The sequence below is a fragment of the Streptomyces sp. NPDC058335 genome (assembly GCF_042723915.1).
Lineage (GTDB): Bacteria > Actinomycetota > Actinomycetes > Streptomycetales > Streptomycetaceae > Streptomyces.
In genome coordinates, this window is sequence record NZ_JBHXHX010000019.1 from 44,205 (window position 1) to 63,447 (window position 19,243).

Here is a 19,243-nt window from a genome sequence, read left to right on the forward strand (position 1 = left end):
CCCGCCGAACCCGAGGAAACTCTGGGAGGTACGTTCATGTCCGGGACGACCACGGCCGCCGTTCGGCTCCGCCGTCGGGCGGCCGGGGCCGGTGCCAACCGCTGGGTCGTGCTGGTGGTGCTGTGCGTCAGCCTGCTCCTGGTCGCCGTCGATGCGACCGTGCTGCACGTGGCGGTGCCCGCCGTCACCGAGGACCTCCGGCCCGGCGGGATCGAACTGCTCTGGATCGTCGACACCTATCCCCTCGTCTGCGCCTCGCTGCTGATCCTCTTCGGCACCCTCGGCGACAGGGTCGGCCGCAGAAGGATCCTGCTGCTCGGTTACACGCTGTTCGGCGTGGCCTCCGCGATGGCGGCGTTCGCCGGCACCGCCGAGGTGCTCATCGTCGCGCGGGCGCTGCTCGGCGTCGGCGGCGCGATGATCATGCCCGCCACGCTGTCGATCCTGCGCCAGGTCTTCCCCGACCGGCGGGAGAGGGCGCTCGCGATCGGCATCTGGAGTGCGGTGGCCGCGGTCGGCGCGGCGGTCGGTCCGCTGCTCGGCGGCTTCCTGCTGGAGCACTTCTGGTGGGGCTCGGTCTTCCTCGTCAACATCCCCCTGATGCTGGTCAGCCTGCCCGTGGGGCGGCTGCTGCTGCCCGAGTCCAAGGGCTCCGGGGAGGGGCCGTGGGACGTCGTGGGCGCGCTGATGGCCGCCGCCGGACTGTTCGGCGCCGTCCTCGGCGTGAAGCGGCTGGGCGGCGGCGAACTGGGTCTCTTCACCCTGGTGCCGCTGGCGGTGGGCGCGCTGCTGATCGTGCTGTTCGTACGGCGTCAGCGACGGCGCAGGCATCCCCTGGTGGACCTGCGGATGTTCGCGCGGCCCGCGTTCAGTACGGCGGTCGGGTGCATCGTGCTGGCGATGCTGGCGCTGGTCGGTCTGGAGCTGATCGCGGCGCAGTATCTCCAGCTGGTGCTGGACCTGTCCCCGCTGGAGACGGGCCTACGACTGCTTCCGCTGACCTTCGCGGCGATGGCCGCCGGGCTCGCCGGCGCGCGGCTGCTGCGGCGCTTCGGGCCGCGGCGGATGGTGTGCGCCGGGTTCTGCCTCACGGCCGCCGCGGTCGTCCTGCTGACCTCGATGGGCGGGACGGACAACGCGGGGCTGCTGCTGACGGGGTTCCTGCTGCTGGGGTTCGGGCTGGAGACGACGCTGTTCGGGGCGTACGAGTCGATGCTGAGCGAGGCTCCGCCGGAGCAGGCGGGCGGGGCGGCGGCGATCGGCGAGACCTCGTACCAGCTGGGCGCCGGGATCGGGATCGCGCTGCTGGGCAGCGTGATGAACGCGGCCTACGCGCCGGGGCTGTCGTCGGTGCCGGGGGTGCCGGCCGCGGCGTCGGCCGCGGCGGGGAACTCACTGGGCGAGGCCTACGAGGTCGCCGGGCGGCTCGGGGGGCCGGCCGGGGAGGTCCTGCGGCAGACGGCTCGGGACTGTTTCGTGCACGGACTGCATGTGACGCTGGTGGTGAGCGCGGGGCTGTTGCTCCTTGGCGCGGTCATGGCGCTGCGGCTGCCGCGGGTGATGCAGTGCGAGGCACCCGCGGTGGAGCTGCCGTCGCCCCGGGAAGCCGTGCCGTCGCGGGTCTCGGCCTGACGGCCGTTCTGTCTCCCACCCACGCGGCGCCCCTGACGCCCGTGGGGGTTCGGTTCAGGCGGCGGCTCTCCGTGCGTTGCAGGGAGTGGGGGCTGGACGGGGTTCGCCGGGCGTCGTAACGTCGGGGGAGTTGCGTGACTAGCGGTGCTAGTTTTCTGGTTTCGGAGGGAATCATGTCGTCGTCCTCGGGGTCCGTGCTGCCTCCTTTCGATCCGTCCGACCCCCTCGGGATCGACGATCTCCTCAGCGACGAGGACCTCGCCGTACGGGACACCGTGCGCGGCTGGGCCGGCGACCGGGTGCTGCCGTATGTCGCCGACTGGTACGAGAAGGGCGAGCTGCCGCAGATCCGGGAGCTGGCCCGCGAGCTGGGCGGGATCGGGGCGCTCGGGATGTCCCTCACGGGATACGGCTGCGCCGGGGCCAGTGCCGTGCAGTACGGACTGGCCTGTCTGGAACTGGAGGCCGCCGACTCCGGGATCCGGTCACTCGTCTCCGTCCAGGGCTCCCTCGCGATGTACGCCGTCCACCGGTTCGGGAGCGAGGAGCAGAAGCGGAACTGGCTGCCGCGCATGGCCACCGGTGAGGTCATCGGCTGCTTCGGGCTGACCGAGCCAGACCACGGCTCCGATCCGGCCGGCATGCGGACCCGCGCCAAGAAGGACGGCTCCGACTGGGTCCTCGACGGACGCAAGATGTGGATCACCAACGGTTCCGTCGCGGGCGTCGCCGTGGTGTGGGCGCAGACGGAGGACGGCATCAGGGGCTTCGTCGTGCCCACCGACGCCCCCGGCTTCTCCGCGCCGGAGATCAAGCACAAGTGGTCCCTGCGGGCCAGCGTCACCAGCGAACTCGTGCTGGACGGCGTACGGCTGCCCGCCGACGCCGTGCTGCCGGAGGTCGTCGGACTCAAGGGCCCGCTCAGCTGTCTGTCACACGCCCGGTACGGGATCGTGTGGGGCGCCATGGGTGCGGCGCGGGCCTGCTTCGAGACCGCCGTCGACTACGCGAAGTCACGGGAGCAGTTCGGGCGGCCGATCGGCGGCTTCCAGCTCACCCAGGCCAAACTCGCCGACATGGCGGTGGAACTGCACAAGGGGATTCTGCTCGCCCACCATCTGGGGCGGCGCCTGGACGCCGGCCGTCTGCGTCCCGAGCAGGTCAGTTTCGGCAAGCTCAACAACGTACGGGAGGCGATCGAGATCTGCCGTACGGCGCGGACGATCCTCGGGGCCAACGGGATCTCCCTCGAATACCCCGTCATGCGGCACGCGACCAACCTCGAGTCGGTGCTGACCTACGAGGGCACCGTCGAGATGCACCAGCTCGTACTGGGCAAGGCGCTCACCGGACTCGACGCCTTCCGCTGACCCCGGGAGGGGCAGGGCCGGCGAGCGGCCGTGCCTCAGCTCTGGTTGAAGAAGCCGTCCGCGCGGTGCGCGGCCGGGTCGCCGTTGACGATCTCGGTGTTGGCGGGGCTGAGCAGGAACACGCGGGTCGAGACCCGCTCGATGGAACCACGGAGGCCGAAGATCAGCCCGGCCGCGAAGTCGACGACGCGCTTGGCGTCGCCGGCCTCCATGGCCGTGAGGTTCATGATGACCGGGACGCCCTCGCGGAACAGCTCGCCGATCGCCCGTGCGTCCCGGAAGCTGTCCGGGGTCACGGTGCCGATCCGGCGGCCCTTCTGCTCGGCCGTGTCGTTGGCGACCTTGACCCGCGGGTCGGTGACCCAGGCGTCCCCGGAGTCGGTCTCCTCGGAATAGTCGTCGTCGTAGTAACGCTCGTCATCGTTGTTGTCGTCGACGAGGCCAAGCCAGGCACTTGCCTTGCGTACCGATCCCATGGACGCCTCCTCTCACAGCGGTCATTCTTGCTTTCCGCATTCCCCATGGTCGTCCATGATGCGGATGTCGCGCCAAGTGGATAGACGCCGCGCGGGGGGTTTGTGACGGTACTGGTGCACAGCGGATCCGTCGAGAGTCCAAGTGCCCCAAGGGTCGTGACCCACACGGCTGCTGACTGTGAGTGAAATATGATTCTTCACGGCGTACGGGTGAGTGGCGGTGCGGACGGGTGAACGGGGCGAGCCGTTCCCGCGTGACAATCGGTCGATACGATGCGGCAGCCCATGGCGGTGCTCATGGCCGCTCGATGTCGTGGGGATCAACAGACAATCACGGGGGATCGGACATGTTCGGGATCGTGAGGCCGTGCCGGCACCGGCTCGGTGAAGGGCTCAAAACCCAGTGGATGGCGCACTTGTGCGGGCTCTGCCTCGCCCTGCGGCGCGACCACGGACAGTTCGCGCGGATCGTCACCAACTACGACGGCCTGCTCGTCTCGGTCCTGACGGAGGCTCAGGCCGAACGGACCGACGGATGGCGGCGTACGGCGGGGCCCTGTCCGCTGCGCGGTATGCGCTCCGCGTCCGTCGCCCAGGGTGAGGGGGCCCGTCTCGCGGCGGCCGTCTCGCTGGTGCTGGCCGCCGCCAAGGTGCGTGACCATGTCGCCGACGGGGACGGACTGCTGGCACGCCGTCCGGTCGCCCTGGCCGCGCGCCGGGTGGCCACGAGCTGGGGGCGGGCAGGTGCGCGCGGCGGCTCCGCCGTCGGTTTCGACACGGCGGTCCTGGTGGACGCCGTGGACCGGCAGGTCGGCATCGAGGGCCTCGCCGGCCCCGGCACACCGCTGCTGACCGTCACCGAACCGACCGAGACGGCCACCGCCGCGGCCTTCGCGCACACCGCGGTCCTGGCGGGCCGGCCCGGCAACGCCCAGCCGCTCGCCGAGGCCGGCCGTCTCTTCGGCCGGCTCGCTCATCTCCTCGACGCCGTGGAGGACCGGGAGACCGACGCCGCCTCGGGCGCCTGGAACCCGCTCACGGCCACCGGGACCTCCCTCGTGGAGGCCCGGCGGCTCGCCGACGACGCGGTGCACGGCATTCGCCTGGCCTTGCGCGACGCCGAGTTCACCGACGCCAAGCTCGCCCATGTGCTGCTCGTGCACGAACTGCGCACCTCGGTGGACCGGGCCTTCGGCACCGCCTCGTGCGGACACGCGCACACGGCGGAACAGCACGGGCCGGAGCTGTACGGGCCGCCGCCGGGCAACCCGTACGCCCCGTCGGGTCCCGGCAGTCCGCCGCCGCCCCCACGGCCGCCGCACCGCGACCGGCGCGGCCTCCTCACCGGGTGTCTGGTGTGGTCGGGCCTCGCCTGTACGTGCCAGATGTGCTGCGGCACGTACGAGGACCCGTGGACCCGGGAGCCCAAGGAGGGTCTGTGCCAGCGCTGCGACTGCGGCGACTGCTGCGAGGGCTGTGACTGCTGCGGGAACTGCTGCGACAGCTGTTGCTGCGACGGCTGCGGCTGCGACTGCTAGTCCGGCCCTTCTCCGGTCAGTCCCGTCACTCCTTCAGTTCGGGCGGGGAGATCTGTGACTTCTCGATCGCCGAGCCCGTCGTGCCCCACTTCTCGAGGATCCTGGCGTAGGTGCCGTCGGCGATGAGTTCGTCGACGGCCGCCCGGAAGGCGGGGGCCAGCTTCGTGCCCTTCTCGAAGGCGAAGCCGACGTCGAGACGGCGGAACTCGTTGAGGAACTTCAGGCCGTCCTGCTGGGCGACGGCGTAGCGCAGTCCGTTGATGGTGGACATCACGACGTCGCTGCGGCCCTGCTGGACCGACGACCAGATCGCTCCCTGCTCGCTGTACGTCTGCACCTTGTACGCCTTCTTACCGGCGTCGGAGCAGACGTGCTTGTTGTCCTCCAGCGTGGCCTCGAACGTGGTGCCCGCGCCGGTGGCGATGTTCAGGCCGCACAGCTGCTTCAGGTCGGTCACCTTCGTGAGCTTGCTGTCCGCGCGGGTGGCGAAGCCCTGGCCGTCGTTGATGTAGGTGACGAAGTCGATGGTCCTGAGGCGCTCGGTGGTGACGCCGAAGTTGCCGATGCCGACGTCGTACTTGCCGCTGTCGAGCGCGGGCAGGATCGCCTCGAAACTCGCCTGCTCGGTGCGGAGTCCGAGCCCCAGCACCTTGGCGACGGCCTGGGCGAAGTCGACGTCCTGGCCGGCCAGGGTCTTGCCGTCGTCCAGGTAGCTGGTGCCCGGCGGGGTGCCGCCGACGCTGACCGCGACGGTCAGGCCGCTCACCCCGGGGGGCAGCAGCGCCGCGGCCTTCGTGTCCTTCCGGATGGCGGAGACGACGTCCTCGGTGGGGATCGCGCCGGACTTGACGGCCGCCTGGGCGGTGCCGCCGGACCCGCTGCCGTCCGCACCGGAGCCGCAGGCGGTGAGCAGCAGGGTCGCCGACGTGATCAGGGCGAAAGGGGCGAAAATGCGCCTGAGTGAGCGCGTGGACGTACGCATCGTGTGCGGTCTCCAAGACAGCGGAAAGGAAGGCGGGAAGCGCGAGCCGAGGGGAGGTGGCGCGGGTGAAGGCAGAGCTGGGGGAGGGGAGAACGCGAAAAGGGGTGCCCTGGAATCAGGGCACGCAGGGGGTCAGCTCAACAGGAAGAGGACCACACTCGACCGAAGTCGATGTGGGAGCGCGTGACCAGCCACTGCTGTGGATGCATGGGCCAAGTGGAACAGGCATCCGGTGGTGCGTCAACTGACCTGAGACGTACGGCTCACAGTGTGGACGGCCTTGACAGCGAGGGGAAACGCCGCCGTACTCTCGGTGCACGGCCCTGCTGAGGGGCTCGGCCGTACGGCGCCGCGCGGCGCATCGGTGTGAAGGCACCCACCCGTGTTCGACTCGAAGTCACGGAGCCTTCGCATGTCTTCCGACACCCTCGCCAAAGCCTCCGCCGCACCGGACATACCGGAGCACGCGGACACCCTGCGGATCGTCCCGCACCGCCGTCTCGGACAGTGGACGGCCGCCGTCGCCGTCCTGGTCCTGCTCGGCCTCGCCGTCAACTCCGTCCTGCGCAACGAGGCGTTCCGGTGGGACCTCGTCGCGGACTACTTCACCTCCGACTCCGTGCTGCGCGGGCTGTGGCTCACGCTCTGGCTGACGGCAGTGGTGATGGTGCTCGGCTTCGCCCTGGGCACACTGCTCGCCGCGGGCCGGATGTCCGCCAACCCGGTTCTGCGCTCGGTCAGTTGGGGATACGTCTGGCTGTTCCGGTCGATCCCGATCCTGGTGCAGTTGCTGCTGTGGTTCAACATCGGGGCGCTGTACCCGCAGTTGTTCGGGGTGAAGACGGTGAACCTGTTCACCCCCGTCGCCGTCGCGATCATCGGACTCACCCTGCACGAGGCCGCCTACGCCGCCGAGGTGGTGCGCGGCGGGATCCTCTCCGTCGACCGCGGGCAGATCGAGGCCGCGCAGGCGCTCGGGCTCAGCCGGTGGCGCCGCTGGTGGCGGATCGTCCTGCCGCAGGCCATGCGCTCCATCGTGCCGCCGGCCGGGAACATGCTGATCGGCACCCTCAAGGGCACCTCCATCGTCAGCGTCATCGCCGTCCAGGACCTGCTGTTCTCCGTGCAGCTCGTCTACCACCGCACCTACCAGGTGATCCCGCTGCTGATGGTGGCCACCGTCTGGTACACGGTCGTCACCTCGCTGCTCGGCGTCGGCCAGCACTACGTGGAGAAGTACTACGCGCGCGGTGCGGAGCGCACCCGATGAGACACTCCCTGGTGATCGTCGGGGCCGGACCGCGGGGGACCGGTCTCATCGAGCGGATCGCCGCCAACGCGCCCGAGCTGTACGGCGGTTCGGGTCTCGACATCCATCTCGTCGACCCGCATCCGCCGGGCGCCGGACGCATCTGGCGGGCCGCGCAGTCACCGCTGCTGTGGATGAACTCGCACGCCGAGGACGTCACCATGTTCACCGACGACACGGTGGACATGGCCGGACCCGTCCGGGAGGGGCCCACCCTGCACGAGTGGGCCGGCATCGACGGTCGTACCTTCGCCGACCGGCAGCTCCAGGGCGGCTATCTGCGCTGGGTGCACGAGCAGGCGGTGGCCGCGCTGCCCCCGTCCGTCACCGTCCACCACCACCCGCGCCGCGCCCTGCGCGTCAGCGGACCGCGCGAGGGCCGCCAACAGGTGTGGCTGGAGGACCGCCCCCGGCCGCTCCCGGCCGACCTCGTCGTCCTCGCCCTCGGCCACCTCGACGCCCGACTCGACCACGAGCAGCGGGCGTTGTCGGCATACGCCGACCAGCACGGACTGGTGCACCTCCCGCCGGACTTCACCGCCGACAGCGACCTGTCCGCGCTGCGGCCCGGCGAACCCGTCCTGGTCCGCGGCTTCGGCCTCGCCTTCGTCGACCTGATGGTGCTGCTCACCGAGGGCCGCGGCGGCCGCTACGAGGGCGACACCTACGTCCCCTCGGGGCGGGAGCCCGTGCTGTACGTCGGCTCGCGGCGCGGAGTGCCGTACCACGCGAAGATCGGGTACGACTGGAGCGGGGAACGGCCGCCGCTGCCGAGGTTCTTCGGCCCCGCCGAGACCGCCGAACTGCTCGCCCGGCCACAGGGGTTCGACTTCCGGCGGGACGTGTGGCCGCTGGTGGAGAAGGAGCTGGGGTTCGCCCACTACCACCGGCTGTTCGCCGCCCACCCCGAGCGCACGGCGATCGCCTGGACCGACTTCGAGGAGAAGTACGCCGCCGCCGGGGACGCCGCCGAGCGGGAGACCCTCGTGGCGTCCGCCGTGCCCGACCCGGGCGACCGGCTCGACCTGGCGGCACTCGACCGGCCGCTCGACGGGGTGCGGTACGGGTCCTCCGAGGAGTTCCAGGAAGGGCTGCGGGCGTACGTCGAGGCCGACCTGAGCCGTCGCCATGACCCCGGCCGCAGCCCCGACCTGGCCGTCTTCCTCGGGCTGCTGTCCGTCTACGGTCAGCTCGTGCGGCTCGGGGACATCGGGTCCTGGTGGCACGGCTTCTTCAGCTACCTGGCCTCCGGTCCGCCCGGACCCCGGCTGCGACAACTGCTCGCACTGTCCCGGGCGGGGGTGCTGAACTTCGTCGGCGCCGACATGGCCGTACGCGCCGAGGACGGTGTGTTCCGGGCGTCGAGTCCCACCGTGCCCGGGACCACGGTCGAGGCACGGGCGCTGGTCGAGGCCCGGCTGCCCGAGCCGACGGTCCGGCGCGCCCGCGACCCGCTGCTGCGCGAACTGCACCAGGAGGGCGCCGCCGAGACCCCGGACGGGCTGCTGCGGGTGGACCGCCTCGACGGGCGGATCCTGGACCGCAACGGTGAGCCGCATCCCCGGCGCTTCGCGCTCGGGCCGCATACCGACGGGCGGACGCCGGGCGCGTTCACCAGGCCGCGGACGGGCGGGCCGGCGTTCCGGCAGAACGACGCCACCGCGCGGGCCGCCCTGGTCTTCCTGCGTGACCTGGGCTGTTCCGCCGTCGGCTGACCCACGTCCGTCAACGCACCTTTCACACGAAGGAATCACGCCATGAGTGTCATGGTCGACATCAGGTCGGTCCACAAGAGCTTCGGCTCGCTGGAGGTCCTCAAGGGCATCGACCTGTCGGTGCGCGCCGGGGAGGTCACCGTCGTCCTCGGCCCCTCCGGCTCCGGCAAGTCGACGCTGCTGCGCACCATCAACCACCTGGAGAAGGTGGACCGGGGCGCGATCAGCGTGGACGGCGTGCTCGTCGGCTACCGGCGGTCCGGCAACCGGCTGTACGAGCTGCCCGAACGGGAGGTGCTGCGCCAGCGCACCCGGATCGGGTTCGTCTTCCAGAACTTCAACCTGTTCCCGCACCTCACCGTTGTCGACAACGTCATCGAGGCACCGGTGTCCGCGCTGAAGCGGCCGCGCGAGGAGGCGGTGGAGGCGGCGCGCCGGCTGCTGGAGCGGGTCGGCCTCGCCGACAAGGCCGACGCCTACCCGAGGCAGCTGTCCGGCGGTCAGCAGCAGCGGGTCGCCATCGCGCGGGCGCTCGCGCTGGAACCCAGGCTGCTGCTGTTCGACGAGCCCACGTCCGCGCTCGACCCGGAGCTGGTGGGCGAAGTCCTCGACGTGATCCGGGACCTGGCGCTCCAGGGCACGACGATGATCGTCGTCACGCACGAGATCGGCTTCGCCCGTGAGGTCGCCGACACGGTCGTGTTCATGGACGACGGCCGGATCGTCGAGCAGGGGCCGCCGGCGGAGGTGCTGGAGCGGCCGAGGGAGGAGCGGACGCGGTTGTTCCTCTCCAAGGTGCTGTGAGGCGAGGTCCGGTGGGCCGGGGTTCCGCGTGCCGGGGAAGGCGGGTGTGCCGATGACGTCATCGTCCGGACGGGGTCTGCCGCATCTGGCGGCCGCCGTCGATCTGCCGGGGGTGTACGACGTCGGCGCACACGTCGAGCTGATCCGGCTCGCCGAGCGGGGCGGGCTCGACTTCGTCACCCTGGACGACAGCTCCGCCGGACCCGGACCCGGACCCGGTCTCGACGCGGTGGCCGTGCTGTCGCGGGCGGCGCCCGCCACGCACCGCGTCGGCCTGGTGCCCACGGTCACCGGCCCGCACGCCGATTCCGCTGACGTCGTGGCCGCGGTCGCCGATCTGGACCGGGTCAGCCGGGGACGGGCGGGCCGGTGGATCGACGTGTCGGGCGGCGAGACGCTTCTCCACGCCGGCCTCACCGGCTCCCCGCAGGGGCACCCCGTGTGCTGCGTGGCCGATGCCACCGACGGACCCGCCCGCCGCGCCGCCGCCCGGTACGCCGATGTCGTACTGGCGCGGGTGACGAGCCGTGCGCAGGCCCGGTCGATGCGTGATCAACTGCGCGCCGAGGCGGCGGAGTTCGGTCGGGAGCCGGATTCCCTGCGGGTGCTGGCGGCCCTGCTGATCGACCTCGGCGACGGCGAGCACGCCGCCGAGCCCGGTCATGGCGGGGGCGGTCCCCGTCGGAGCGCGCGGGGCCCGCTCTACCGGGGCGGCCCCGTCGACCTCGCCGACCTGATCGCCTCCTGGCACCGGGACGGTGCCGTCGACGGCTTCCACCTCATCCCCGCCGAACCGCGCCGCGACCTGGAGCGGCTGGTCAACGGCACGGTGGCGCTGCTCCAGCACCGGGGTCTGTTCCGCACCTTCTATCCGGGCAGCACCCTGCGGGAGCACCTGGGCCTGGCCCGGCCGGTCGGGCAGATCGCGGGAGGACCGGCGTGAGGTTCCGGAGGGGCGACTTCCGGACATCCAGGGGCGCGGGTGGCCGAAGGTGCGGGGGGTGAGGTTCGAGGCGCCGGTTCCGGGGTGTCGACGTCCCCCGTACTGCTCGACTCAGTCCGTACCGGGGCGCTTTGCGCCGTACGGCGGACCACGCTGCCGGCAGGCCGTCGGTGCCCGGCCCGCACAGTTGATGCAAAGCTTGACGGCCGAAAGGCGCCCTTGCGCCGACCGGCCGTTCGGCCGAATACTCCCCCTCAGCGCTTGTCAGGAGCATGGTGTGTCCGGAATCCGGAGGGAACCCCGGACGGAATCCGGACGCCTGATGCCTCCCGACTGCGCCTCACGGGCCCCGACCCCACGCGGGCCCGCCGAATTCCCCTGGGAGGGAACGAAACGTGAGGATCAAGCGCACCACCACCAGCGGCATCACGAGACGCACCCGGCTGATCGCCGTCTCCACCGGCCTCGTGGCCGCCGCCGCCATCGCCATCCCCCACGCGAACGCCGCGGACACCACCCCCTTCAGTGCCGCGGAACTCAAGAGCGCCGGCAACTCGGTGCTCAAGGCCGACGTCCCGGGCACCGCCTGGGCGGTCGACAGCAAGACCAACCGACTCGTCGTCACCGTCGACAGCACGGTCTCGCAGGCCGAGATCGCCAAGATCAAGGAGCAGGCCGGCGGCGACGCCGACGCTCTGACGATCAAGCGCACCGAGGGCAAGTTCCAGAAGTACATCCAAGGTGGCGACGCCATCTATGCGAGTAGCTGGCGCTGCTCCCTCGGCTTCAACGTCCGTGACAGTGCGGGCAACTACTACTTCCTGACCGCCGGTCACTGCACCGACGGCGCCGGCACGTGGTGGTCCAACTCGTCCCACACCACGACGCTCGGCACCACGGCGGGTTCCAGCTTCCCGACGAACGACTACGGCATCGTCCGGTACACCAACACCTCGGTCGCCAAGGCGGGCACCGCCGGCGGTGTGGACATCACCCGCGCGGCCAACCCGACCGTGGGCACCACCGTCTACCGTGACGGCTCGACCACCGGCACCCACAGCGGACGGGTCACCGCGCTCAACGCGACCGTCAACTACGGTGGCGGCGACGTCGTCTACGGCATGATCCAGACCAACGTCTGCGCCGAGGGCGGCGACTCCGGCGGCTCGCTCTACGGCAGCAACGGTGTGGCCTACGGTCTGACCTCCGGCGGCAGCGGCAACTGCAGCTCCGGCGGCACGACGTTCTTCCAGCCCGTGGTGGAGGCGCTGAACGCGTACGGCGTCAGCGTGTTCTAACCCGTTCCGTCCCGCAGGAGAGCCCCCGCACGCGACCGGCGTGCGGGGGCTCTCGCGTGCCCGCCGAGCGGTCCATGTGACCCGCGTAGTATTTGCAAAGCGAACTACCGGCGATTTACCCAGTGTTGGCTCCCGGGGTGGTGAAGGTGCGGAGGGCGCGCGGTGCTCACCCTGTGCGCGTCCTCCGTTCGACCTTGTGTGCGCCCTGTGCGGTTCGGAAGAGTGAACGCCCGTCAACCCAGCCTTCCGGGCCGCGACGGCCCCCACAGCCGTCCGGTCCGCCCCCCACAGGAGGACCCGAGTTGAAGCACCGACGCATACCCAGGCGACGGGCCGTCATGACGGGAGCGGGCATCGCCGCTCTCGTAGCCGCAGGAGTCACCTTCCAGACTGCGAACGCTAGCGAAACCCCGGACACCCCTGAGCCCCGGCTCCTCTCCGCCCTCGCGGCCGGAAAGCTCGGCTCGACGCTCGGCGAGGACCTCGGCGCCGACGCGGCCGGCATCTACTACGACGCGCAGAGCAGGAGCCTCGTGGTGAACGTGCTCGACGAGGCCGCCGCGAAGACCGTCGAGGCGGCCGGCGCCGAGGCCAGACTCGTTCAGAACTCCCTCGCCGAGCTGACGAGCGCCCGTACGACGCTCAAGAAGGACGCGACCATCCCGGGCACCGCCTGGGTGACGGACCCGACCACCAACAAGGTCGTCGTCACCGCCGACCGTACGGTCTCCGCCGCCGAGTGGGCCAAGCTCACCAAGGTCGTCGAAGGGCTCGGCGCCAAGGCCGAACTCCAGCGCAGCAAGGGGGAGTTCAAGCCCCTCGTGGCGGGCGGCGACGCGATCACCGGCGGCGGCGGCCGCTGCTCGCTCGGCTTCAACGTGGTCAAGGGCGGCGAGCCGTACTTCCTGACCGCCGGTCACTGCACCGAGTCGATCTCGACCTGGTCGGACTCCTCCGGCGCCGAGATCGGCACCAACGAGACCTCCAGCTTCCCCGGCGACGACTACGGCCTGGTCAAGTACACGGCCGAGGTCGACCACCCGAGCGAGGTGAACCTCTACAACGGCTCCGCCCAGGCGATCACCGGCGCCGCCGAGGCCACCGTCGGCATGAAGGTCACCCGCAGCGGCTCGACGACCCAGGTGCACGACGGCACGGTCACCGGCCTGGACGCCACCGTGAACTACGGCAACGGCGACATCGTCAACGGCCTCGTCCAGACCGACGTCTGCGCCGAGCCCGGCGACAGCGGCGGCTCCCTCTTCTCGGGCAGCAGTGCGATCGGCCTCACCTCCGGCGGCAGCGGCGACTGCACCTCGGGCGGGGAGACGTTCTTCCAGCCGGTGACGGAGGCGCTGTCGGCGACGGGCACCCAGATCGGCTGACGCCCCGGCCTTCGGCCCCGGCCTCCGGTCCCGGCCAAGAGGAGTCCCGCCCCGCGCGCGAGGGGCGGGACTTCCGCGTCGTGGAGAGGTGGGCTAGGCGGCGGCCCGCCGTGTGCGCAGTGCCGTCGCCAGCAGGGTGATCGCGGTTCCGGCGACCGCCCACGCCGACAGGACCAGCAGGGCGGCTGTGACGGCGTTGCCCTGGAAGTACGCGATCGACCGTGCGGCCCAGGTGCCCGCGCCCGGCGGCAGGGCCGGACCGATCGCCTTCCAGAAGGGCGGGAGCAGCGGGGGCGGGAGGGCACCGCCCGCGCTCGGGTTGCCCAGGATCACCACGATCAGGATGACCAGGCCGATGCCGGCGAGCCCGAAGAGGGCCTGGCAGGCGAGTGTGGCCGCGCCGACGGCGAAGATGAGCAGGGCGCCGAGCCCCCAGAGGGCCGGGAAGCTGCCGGGCAGCGCGCCCAGGACCGGCCCGACGATCAGGGCGCCGCCGAGTCCGCCGACGAGCGCGACGACGGCCATGGCGATGAGCCGGATCACCGCACGTCTCGGCGTGGAACGGGCGGCGCCCGCGCTGATCGTCATGATCGACGCGCAGAGGTAGCCGCCCACGCACCAGCCCACGGTCACATAGAAGGACGACAGTCCGTTGGCGTCGCCGGTGGCGGCCGGGACCACGTCGACGGTGCGTACCGTGCGGCCCTCGGACTTCTCCACGCGGGCGGTGAGCGCCTCCAGGGTGGTGGCCAGCACGCGGCCGCCGCCGGTGGCGACCAGGAGGGTGTCGGTGGTGCCGGTCCGGTCGACGACCAGCGCGCCGTCGATCTTCCGGTCCAGGATCTGCTTCCGGGCCGTCGCCCGGTCGGCCACCGTGCGCGGATCCAGCGGCGCGCCCGGGAGCCGCTCCAGCCGGGTGACCGTCCGCTCGGCCACGGCCCCCGGTGCGACGACCCCGAAGGGCACGTCCTTGGGCTTCGGGTCGTGCAGCGCGCCCACGTAGGAGGCGATGAAGAGCAGGTGGAGGGCGAGCACGCCGATGACCAGCAGGGTGGCGCGCGGAGTGACCGCGTCCTTCACCTCCGCGAGGAAGGAACGGTCGGGTGCGCCGACGGCCTGTGACATGTCCCCACCGTCCGGTGCCGGGGACGTTTGCGCAGGTGGGAGGCGGCCGAACGGATGTCGTACACATGTTCGGGATTTGGTCTATGGTGGGGGTGAGCGAGTTGGGAACAAACGTTCGAGAGCCTGTTTCCGGGACCTGGCACCCGGACCCGGCGGGCTCGTTCGGACTCACGAGTGCGGGAGGTGCGTGTGCCGGGTTTCACGCATCTGCACACCGTCTCCGGGTTCTCCCTGCGCCACGGCGCCTCCCACCCGGAGCGGCTCGCCGAGCGCGCCTCCGAGCGGGGCATGGACGCCCTCGCCCTCACCGACCGCGACACCCTCGCCGGTACGGTCCGCTTCGCCAAGGCCTGCGCGAAGGCGGGCGTACGTCCGCTGTTCGGGGTGGACCTGGCGGTGGCCGCTCCCGAGCCGGTACGCAAGGAGAGGCGCCGCACCCCGGTCCGCGGAGGCGCCTTCGTCGACGAGTCGACACCCCGTGTCACCTTTCTCGCCCGCGACGGCGCCCGGGGCTGGGCCGACCTGTGCCGCCTCGTCACCGCCGCCCACACCGCCCCGGACACCCCCCTGCTGGCCTGGGAGGACAACCGCGGCGACGGTCTGACCGTGCTGCTCGGCCCCGCCTCCGACGTCGGCCGCGCCCTCGCCGCCGGCCGGCCGGACCGCGCGGCCCGGCTCCTCGTCCCCTGGCGGGAGACCTACGGCGACGCCCTGCGCCTGGAGGCCGTCTGGCACGGCCGGACGGGCACCGGACCCGGCTCCCTGCGCCTCGCCGCCCGTACCGTCGGATTCGCCGCCGAACAGCGGATCCGCCCGGTGCTCAGCAACGCCGTCCGGTACGCCGACCCCGGCCTGGGCCCGGTCGCCGACGTCCTGGACGCCGCTCGCCGTCTGGTGCCCATCGACCCGGCCAAGGAGCTGGACTCCGGCGAGGCCTGGCTGAAGGACGCCGACGCCATGCTGCGCGCCGCCGAACGGATCGTGGAGGCCGCGGGCTTCCGGCGGGACACCGCCCCCCGGCTGCTGGAGCAGACCCGGGCGGCGGCCGCCGAGTGCCTGGTCGACCCGGAGGACGACCTCGGCATCGGCACCGTCCACTTCCCCGAACCGCACCTCGTCGGCGCCGGCCGCCGCACCGCCCAGCGGACGCTGGCCTCGCGGGCGACGGCGGGAATGGTCCGGCGCGGCTACGACGGGCGGCGCGACTACTGGGAGCGGATGCACCACGAGCTGGACATCATCGCCCACCACGGCTTCGCCTCCTACTTCCTGACGGTCGCTCAGGTCGCGTACGACATACGGGACATGGGCATCCGGGTCGCCGCGCGCGGCTCCGGGGCGGGCTCGCTGGTCAACCACCTCCTCGGCATCGCCCACGCCGACCCGGTCGAGCACGGGCTCCTGATGGAACGCTTCCTGTCCAAGGAACGGGTGGTGCTGCCGGACATCGACATCGACGTGGAGTCCGCGCGCCGGCTGGAGGTCTACCGCGCGATCATCGGCCGGTTCGGCACCGAGCGGGTCGCGACGGTCGCGATGCCGGAGACGTACCGCGTCCGGCACGCGATCCGGGACGTCGGCGCGGCCCTGTCCATGGACCCCGCCGAGATCGACCGCGTCGCCAAGTCCTTCCCGCACATCCGGGCGCGGGACGCCCGCGCGGCCCTGGCGGAGCTGCCCGAACTGAAGCCGCTCGCGGCGGAGCGGGAGAAGTACGGAAAGCTGTGGGAGCTGGTCGAGGCCCTCGACGCCCTCCCGCGCGGAGTCGCCATGCACCCCTGCGGGGTCCTGCTCTCCGACGCCTCCCTCCTCTCCCGTACGCCGGTCATGCCGACCAGTGGCGAGGGGTTCCCGATGGCGCAGTTCGACAAGGACGACGTCGAGGACCTCGGGCTGCTCAAGCTGGATGTGCTCGGGGTGCGGATGCAGTCGGCGATGGCGCACGCGGTCACGGAGGTGGAGCGCGCGACGGGGGAGCGGATCGACCTGGACGCGGTGCCCCCCGGCGACCCGGCGACGTACCGGCTCATCCGTTCCACCGAGACGCTGGGCTGCTTCCAGATCGAGTCGCCGGGGCAGCGCGATCTGGTCGGGCGGCTCCAGCCGGCCACCTTCCACGACCTGGTCGTCGACATCTCGCTGTTCCGTCCGGGGCCGGTCGCCGCCGACATGGTGCGGCCGTTCATCGAGGCGCGGCACGGGCGGGCGCCCGTCCGCTACCCGCACCCGGATCTGGCGGAGCCGCTGAAGGGGACGTACGGGGTCGTCGTCTTCCACGAGCAGATCATCGACATCGTCGCGATCATGACCGGCTGCGGGCGCGGCGAGGCCGACCGGATCCGGCGCGGGCTGTCCGATCCCGAGTCGCAGGGGCGGATCAAGGTGTGGTTCGGGCAGCGGGCGGCGGAGAACGGCTATGCCGCGGAAACGATTCGGCGGACCTGGGAGATCGTCGAGGCCTTCGGGTCCTACGGCTTCTGCAAGGCGCACGCGGTCGCCTTCGCCGTACCGACGTACCAGTCGGCCTGGCTGAAGGCGCACCACCCGGCCGCCTTCTACGCCGGGCTGCTCACGCACGATCCCGGGATGTACCCGAAGCGGCTGCTGCTGGCGGACGCGCGGCGGCGCGGGGTGCCGATCCTGCCGTTGGACGTGAACCGGTCGGGCGTCGCCCACCGTATCGAACTGGTGTCTGAATCAGCAGCTTCGGGCGTCTGGGGGCTGCGGCTCGCCCTCTCCGATGTGCACGGCATCAGCGAGGCCGAGGCGAAGCGGATCGCGGACGGACAGCCGTACGCCTCACTGCTCGACTTCTGGGAACGGGCCCGGCCCAGCCGTCCGCTCGCCCAACGGCTGGCCCAAGTAGGCGCGTTGGACGCCTTCGGCGCCAACCGACGTGACCTGCAACTGCATCTGACCGAGCTTCACCGGGGATCGCGGGGCGGCGGCGGTGGCCAACTCCCCCTGGCGGGAGGCCGGAAGACCGCCCCGGCCGGGCTGCCCGACCTCTCCTCGGCGGAGCGGCTCAGCGCCGAGCTGGGGGTGCTGTCGATGGACGCCTCGCGCAATCTGATGGACGACCACCGGGAGTTCCTGAACGAGCTGGGCGTGGTGTCGGCGCGACAGCTGCGCGAGACACGGCACGGCGAGACGGTGCTGGTCGCGGGCGCCAAGGCGGCCACCCAGACCCCGCCGATCCGTTCCGGCAAGCGAGTCATCTTCTCCACCCTGGACGACGGCACCGGGCTGGTCGACCTCGCCTTCTTCGACGACTCCCACGACGCCTGCGCCCACACCGTCTTCCACTCCTGGCTGCTGCTGGTGCGCGGAGTGGTGCAACGGCGCGGGCCGCGCAGCCTCAGCGTGGTGGGCGCCGCCGCCTGGAACCTCGCCGAACTCGTCGAACTCCGCGCCGAGGGAGGCCTCGACGAGGTCGCGGCACGGCTCGCGGAACCGCCGCCCGCACCGAAAGACCCGGAGGGACCGGAAGACCCGGACGGGCAGGGCGGCGATCCGACCCACGGCCGGCGCATCCACCTGCCCACCGGCTACCAGATGCACCCGTGGGCGGATCTGCGCCCCGCGGGCCAGGAGGCCTCACAAGGGCCTTCGACAGTAAGGAAGTTGTGGCACCAGAGTCCGGGGAGTGCGGGATGACCATCCTCTGCGTACGTTTCCAGCTGCCTCCGATGCACGAGGCCGTCCTGCCGGGGCTGCTCGGACTCCTGGAGGAGTTCACCCCCGTCGTCGAGGCGCTGCCACCGGACGGGGCGCTGATCGACGTGCGGGGCGCCGAGCGGTACTTCGGGCGCAGCGCGGTCGAGCTGGCGTCCGTGATCCGGGTGCGGTCGCTCGCCCTGCACGGGGTCGACTGCATGATCGGCGCCGGGCCGGGTCCGATGCTGGCCCGCATGGCACTACGGGACGCCCGGCCCGGAGTGACCTGCGCCGTGACCGAGGACGGGGTACGGGAGTTCCTCGACGGGAAACCCGTCGCCGCGCTCCCCGGCGTCGGCACCGCGACCGCCCGCACCCTGTGCGAGTACGGCCTCGACACCCTCGGCAGGGTCGCCACCGCGCCGCTCGCCACCCTCCAGCGGCTGGTCGGCGCGAAGGCGGGCCGCGAACTCCACGAGAAGGCGAACGGCGTCGACCGCGGCCGGGTCGTCCCCAACGCGGTCGCCCGTTCCCTTGCCGCCGAACGCCCCTTCGACCGCGACGAGTTGGACCCCCACCGGCACCGCAGGGCACTGCTGTCGGCCGCCGAGGAACTGGGCTCCCGGCTGCGTGCCGTGGAGAAGGTCTGCCGCTCCCTGACCCTCACCGTCCGCTACGCCGACCGGTCGTCCACCACCCGCAGCCGCACCCTCGGGGAACCGACCGCGCATTCGGCGGACCTGACGAGGACCGCGTACGGCCTGTACGAGGCGCTCGGCCTCCAGCGCGCCCGCGTCCGCGCGATCGTCCTGCGCGCCGAGGGCCTCACCCCCGCCGAACAGGCCTCCCACCAGCTCACCTTCGACCCCGTCGACGAGAAGGCCCGCCGCATCGAGGAGGTCGCCGACCGCGCGCGGGCGAAGTTCGGCCCGAGGGCGGTGATGCCGGGGGCGCTGGCGGCGTGAGGAGGGCTCCGCGGCGGGGCGAGGTGGCCCGTCCTCAAGGAGGT

14 protein-coding genes are annotated in these 19,243 nt (G+C 71.9%); 11 read left to right on the forward strand and 3 right to left on the reverse strand.

Annotation, left to right across the window (positions count from 1 at the left end; all coding sequences use genetic code 11):
• The first annotated feature begins 36 nt into the window (after nucleotides 1-36).
• Both ACFWJX_RS31250 and ACFWJX_RS31255 read left to right on the forward strand, forming a co-directional pair.
• Nucleotides 37-1,632: an MFS transporter gene (locus ACFWJX_RS31250; RefSeq protein ID WP_383249678.1), complete on the forward strand. Its 1,596-nt coding sequence runs from the start codon at nucleotides 37-39 to the stop codon at nucleotides 1,630-1,632.
• A 173-nt stretch (nucleotides 1,633-1,805) separates the two neighbouring features.
• A complete protein-coding gene (locus tag ACFWJX_RS31255) occupies nucleotides 1,806-3,002 on the forward strand; it encodes an acyl-CoA dehydrogenase family protein (RefSeq protein ID WP_383249679.1) in 1,197 nt (398 codons plus the stop codon).
• Between the two features lie 35 nt (nucleotides 3,003-3,037).
• Here the strand turns inward: ACFWJX_RS31255 and ACFWJX_RS31260 are convergent, their stop codons facing one another.
• Nucleotides 3,038-3,478 carry a cell division protein SepF gene (locus ACFWJX_RS31260; RefSeq protein ID WP_383249680.1) on the reverse strand — a complete coding sequence of 147 codons (441 nt, stop codon included), beginning with the start codon at nucleotides 3,476-3,478 and terminating at the stop codon, nucleotides 3,038-3,040.
• 347 nt (nucleotides 3,479-3,825) lie between these two features.
• Here ACFWJX_RS31260 and ACFWJX_RS31265 point away from each other — a divergent pair, with 347 nt between their 5' ends.
• Complete coding sequence (locus ACFWJX_RS31265) at nucleotides 3,826-5,016, forward strand: DUF5685 family protein (RefSeq protein WP_383249681.1); 1,191 nt, start codon at nucleotides 3,826-3,828, stop codon at nucleotides 5,014-5,016.
• Between the two features lie 25 nt (nucleotides 5,017-5,041).
• Here ACFWJX_RS31265 and ACFWJX_RS31270 read toward each other — a convergent pair whose 3' ends face one another.
• Nucleotides 5,042-5,998, reverse strand: coding sequence for an ABC transporter substrate-binding protein (locus tag ACFWJX_RS31270; protein WP_383249682.1), 957 nt, complete (start codon nucleotides 5,996-5,998; stop codon nucleotides 5,042-5,044).
• A gap of 412 nt (nucleotides 5,999-6,410) precedes the next feature.
• On the opposite strand from ACFWJX_RS31270, the gene ACFWJX_RS31275 reads away from it, so the two are divergent.
• The 6 genes from ACFWJX_RS31275 to ACFWJX_RS31300 all read left to right on the forward strand — a co-directional run bounded on the left by ACFWJX_RS31275 (nucleotide 6,411) and on the right by ACFWJX_RS31300 (nucleotide 13,452).
• A complete protein-coding gene (locus tag ACFWJX_RS31275) occupies nucleotides 6,411-7,268 on the forward strand; it encodes an amino acid ABC transporter permease (protein ID WP_383249683.1) in 858 nt (285 codons plus the stop codon).
• Nucleotides 7,265-9,022 (forward strand): FAD/NAD(P)-binding protein, encoded by a 1,758-nt coding sequence (locus ACFWJX_RS31280; protein WP_383249684.1) that lies wholly within the window; start codon nucleotides 7,265-7,267, stop codon nucleotides 9,020-9,022. Before ACFWJX_RS31275 ends, ACFWJX_RS31280 begins: the two co-directional genes overlap by 4 nt.
• 42 nt (nucleotides 9,023-9,064) lie before the next feature.
• Nucleotides 9,065-9,826, forward strand: coding sequence for an amino acid ABC transporter ATP-binding protein (locus ACFWJX_RS31285; protein ID WP_383249685.1), 762 nt, complete (start codon nucleotides 9,065-9,067; stop codon nucleotides 9,824-9,826).
• Nucleotides 9,827-9,878: 52 nt separating this feature from the next.
• Entirely contained in the window at nucleotides 9,879-10,769 is an 891-nt protein-coding gene (locus ACFWJX_RS31290) for an LLM class flavin-dependent oxidoreductase (protein WP_383249686.1), read from the forward strand.
• 395 nt (nucleotides 10,770-11,164) lie between these two features.
• The gene (locus ACFWJX_RS31295) at nucleotides 11,165-12,067 is read left to right on the forward strand and encodes a S1 family peptidase (protein WP_383249687.1); all 903 of its coding nucleotides are present in this window, start codon (nucleotides 11,165-11,167) and stop codon (nucleotides 12,065-12,067) included.
• Between the two features lie 338 nt (nucleotides 12,068-12,405).
• Nucleotides 12,406-13,452, forward strand: coding sequence for a S1 family peptidase (locus ACFWJX_RS31300; RefSeq protein ID WP_383249688.1), 1,047 nt, complete (start codon nucleotides 12,406-12,408; stop codon nucleotides 13,450-13,452).
• 93 nt (nucleotides 13,453-13,545) lie between these two features.
• On the opposite strand, the gene ACFWJX_RS31305 is transcribed toward ACFWJX_RS31300, so the two are convergent.
• Nucleotides 13,546-14,577 carry a DUF3533 domain-containing protein gene (locus ACFWJX_RS31305; protein WP_383249689.1) on the reverse strand — a complete coding sequence of 344 codons (1,032 nt, stop codon included), beginning with the start codon at nucleotides 14,575-14,577 and terminating at the stop codon, nucleotides 13,546-13,548.
• Nucleotides 14,578-14,766: 189 nt separating this feature from the next.
• Here ACFWJX_RS31305 and ACFWJX_RS31310 point away from each other — a divergent pair, with 189 nt between their 5' ends.
• Both ACFWJX_RS31310 and ACFWJX_RS31315 read left to right on the forward strand, forming a co-directional pair.
• Entirely contained in the window at nucleotides 14,767-18,234 is a 3,468-nt protein-coding gene (locus tag ACFWJX_RS31310) for a DNA polymerase III subunit alpha (protein WP_383249690.1), read from the forward strand.
• Nucleotides 18,231-19,199 carry a hypothetical protein gene (locus tag ACFWJX_RS31315; protein ID WP_383249691.1) on the forward strand — a complete coding sequence of 323 codons (969 nt, stop codon included), beginning with the start codon at nucleotides 18,231-18,233 and terminating at the stop codon, nucleotides 19,197-19,199. Before ACFWJX_RS31310 ends, ACFWJX_RS31315 begins: the two co-directional genes overlap by 4 nt.
• Nucleotides 19,200-19,243: the final 44 nt, after the last annotated feature.

What these genes read in the sequence shown, in the direction of transcription:
- ACFWJX_RS31250 (WP_383249678.1), top strand. Translation starts at nt 37, where the DNA reads ATGTCCGGGACGACCACGGCCGCCGTTCGGCTCCGCCGTCGGGCGGCC.
- ACFWJX_RS31255 (WP_383249679.1), top strand. Translation starts at nt 1,806, where the DNA reads ATGTCGTCGTCCTCGGGGTCCGTGCTGCCTCCTTTCGATCCGTCCGAC.
- ACFWJX_RS31260 (WP_383249680.1), bottom strand. Translation starts at nt 3,478, where the DNA reads ATGGGATCGGTACGCAAGGCAAGTGCCTGGCTTGGCCTCGTCGACGAC.
- ACFWJX_RS31265 (WP_383249681.1), top strand. Translation starts at nt 3,826, where the DNA reads ATGTTCGGGATCGTGAGGCCGTGCCGGCACCGGCTCGGTGAAGGGCTC.
- ACFWJX_RS31270 (WP_383249682.1), bottom strand. Translation starts at nt 5,998, where the DNA reads ATGCGTACGTCCACGCGCTCACTCAGGCGCATTTTCGCCCCTTTCGCC.
- ACFWJX_RS31275 (WP_383249683.1), top strand. Translation starts at nt 6,411, where the DNA reads ATGTCTTCCGACACCCTCGCCAAAGCCTCCGCCGCACCGGACATACCG.
- ACFWJX_RS31280 (WP_383249684.1), top strand. Translation starts at nt 7,265, where the DNA reads ATGAGACACTCCCTGGTGATCGTCGGGGCCGGACCGCGGGGGACCGGT.
- ACFWJX_RS31285 (WP_383249685.1), top strand. Translation starts at nt 9,065, where the DNA reads ATGAGTGTCATGGTCGACATCAGGTCGGTCCACAAGAGCTTCGGCTCG.
- ACFWJX_RS31290 (WP_383249686.1), top strand. Translation starts at nt 9,879, where the DNA reads ATGACGTCATCGTCCGGACGGGGTCTGCCGCATCTGGCGGCCGCCGTC.
- ACFWJX_RS31300 (WP_383249688.1), top strand. Translation starts at nt 12,406, where the DNA reads ATGACGGGAGCGGGCATCGCCGCTCTCGTAGCCGCAGGAGTCACCTTC.
- ACFWJX_RS31305 (WP_383249689.1), bottom strand. Translation starts at nt 14,577, where the DNA reads ATGTCACAGGCCGTCGGCGCACCCGACCGTTCCTTCCTCGCGGAGGTG.
- ACFWJX_RS31315 (WP_383249691.1), top strand. Translation starts at nt 18,231, where the DNA reads ATGACCATCCTCTGCGTACGTTTCCAGCTGCCTCCGATGCACGAGGCC.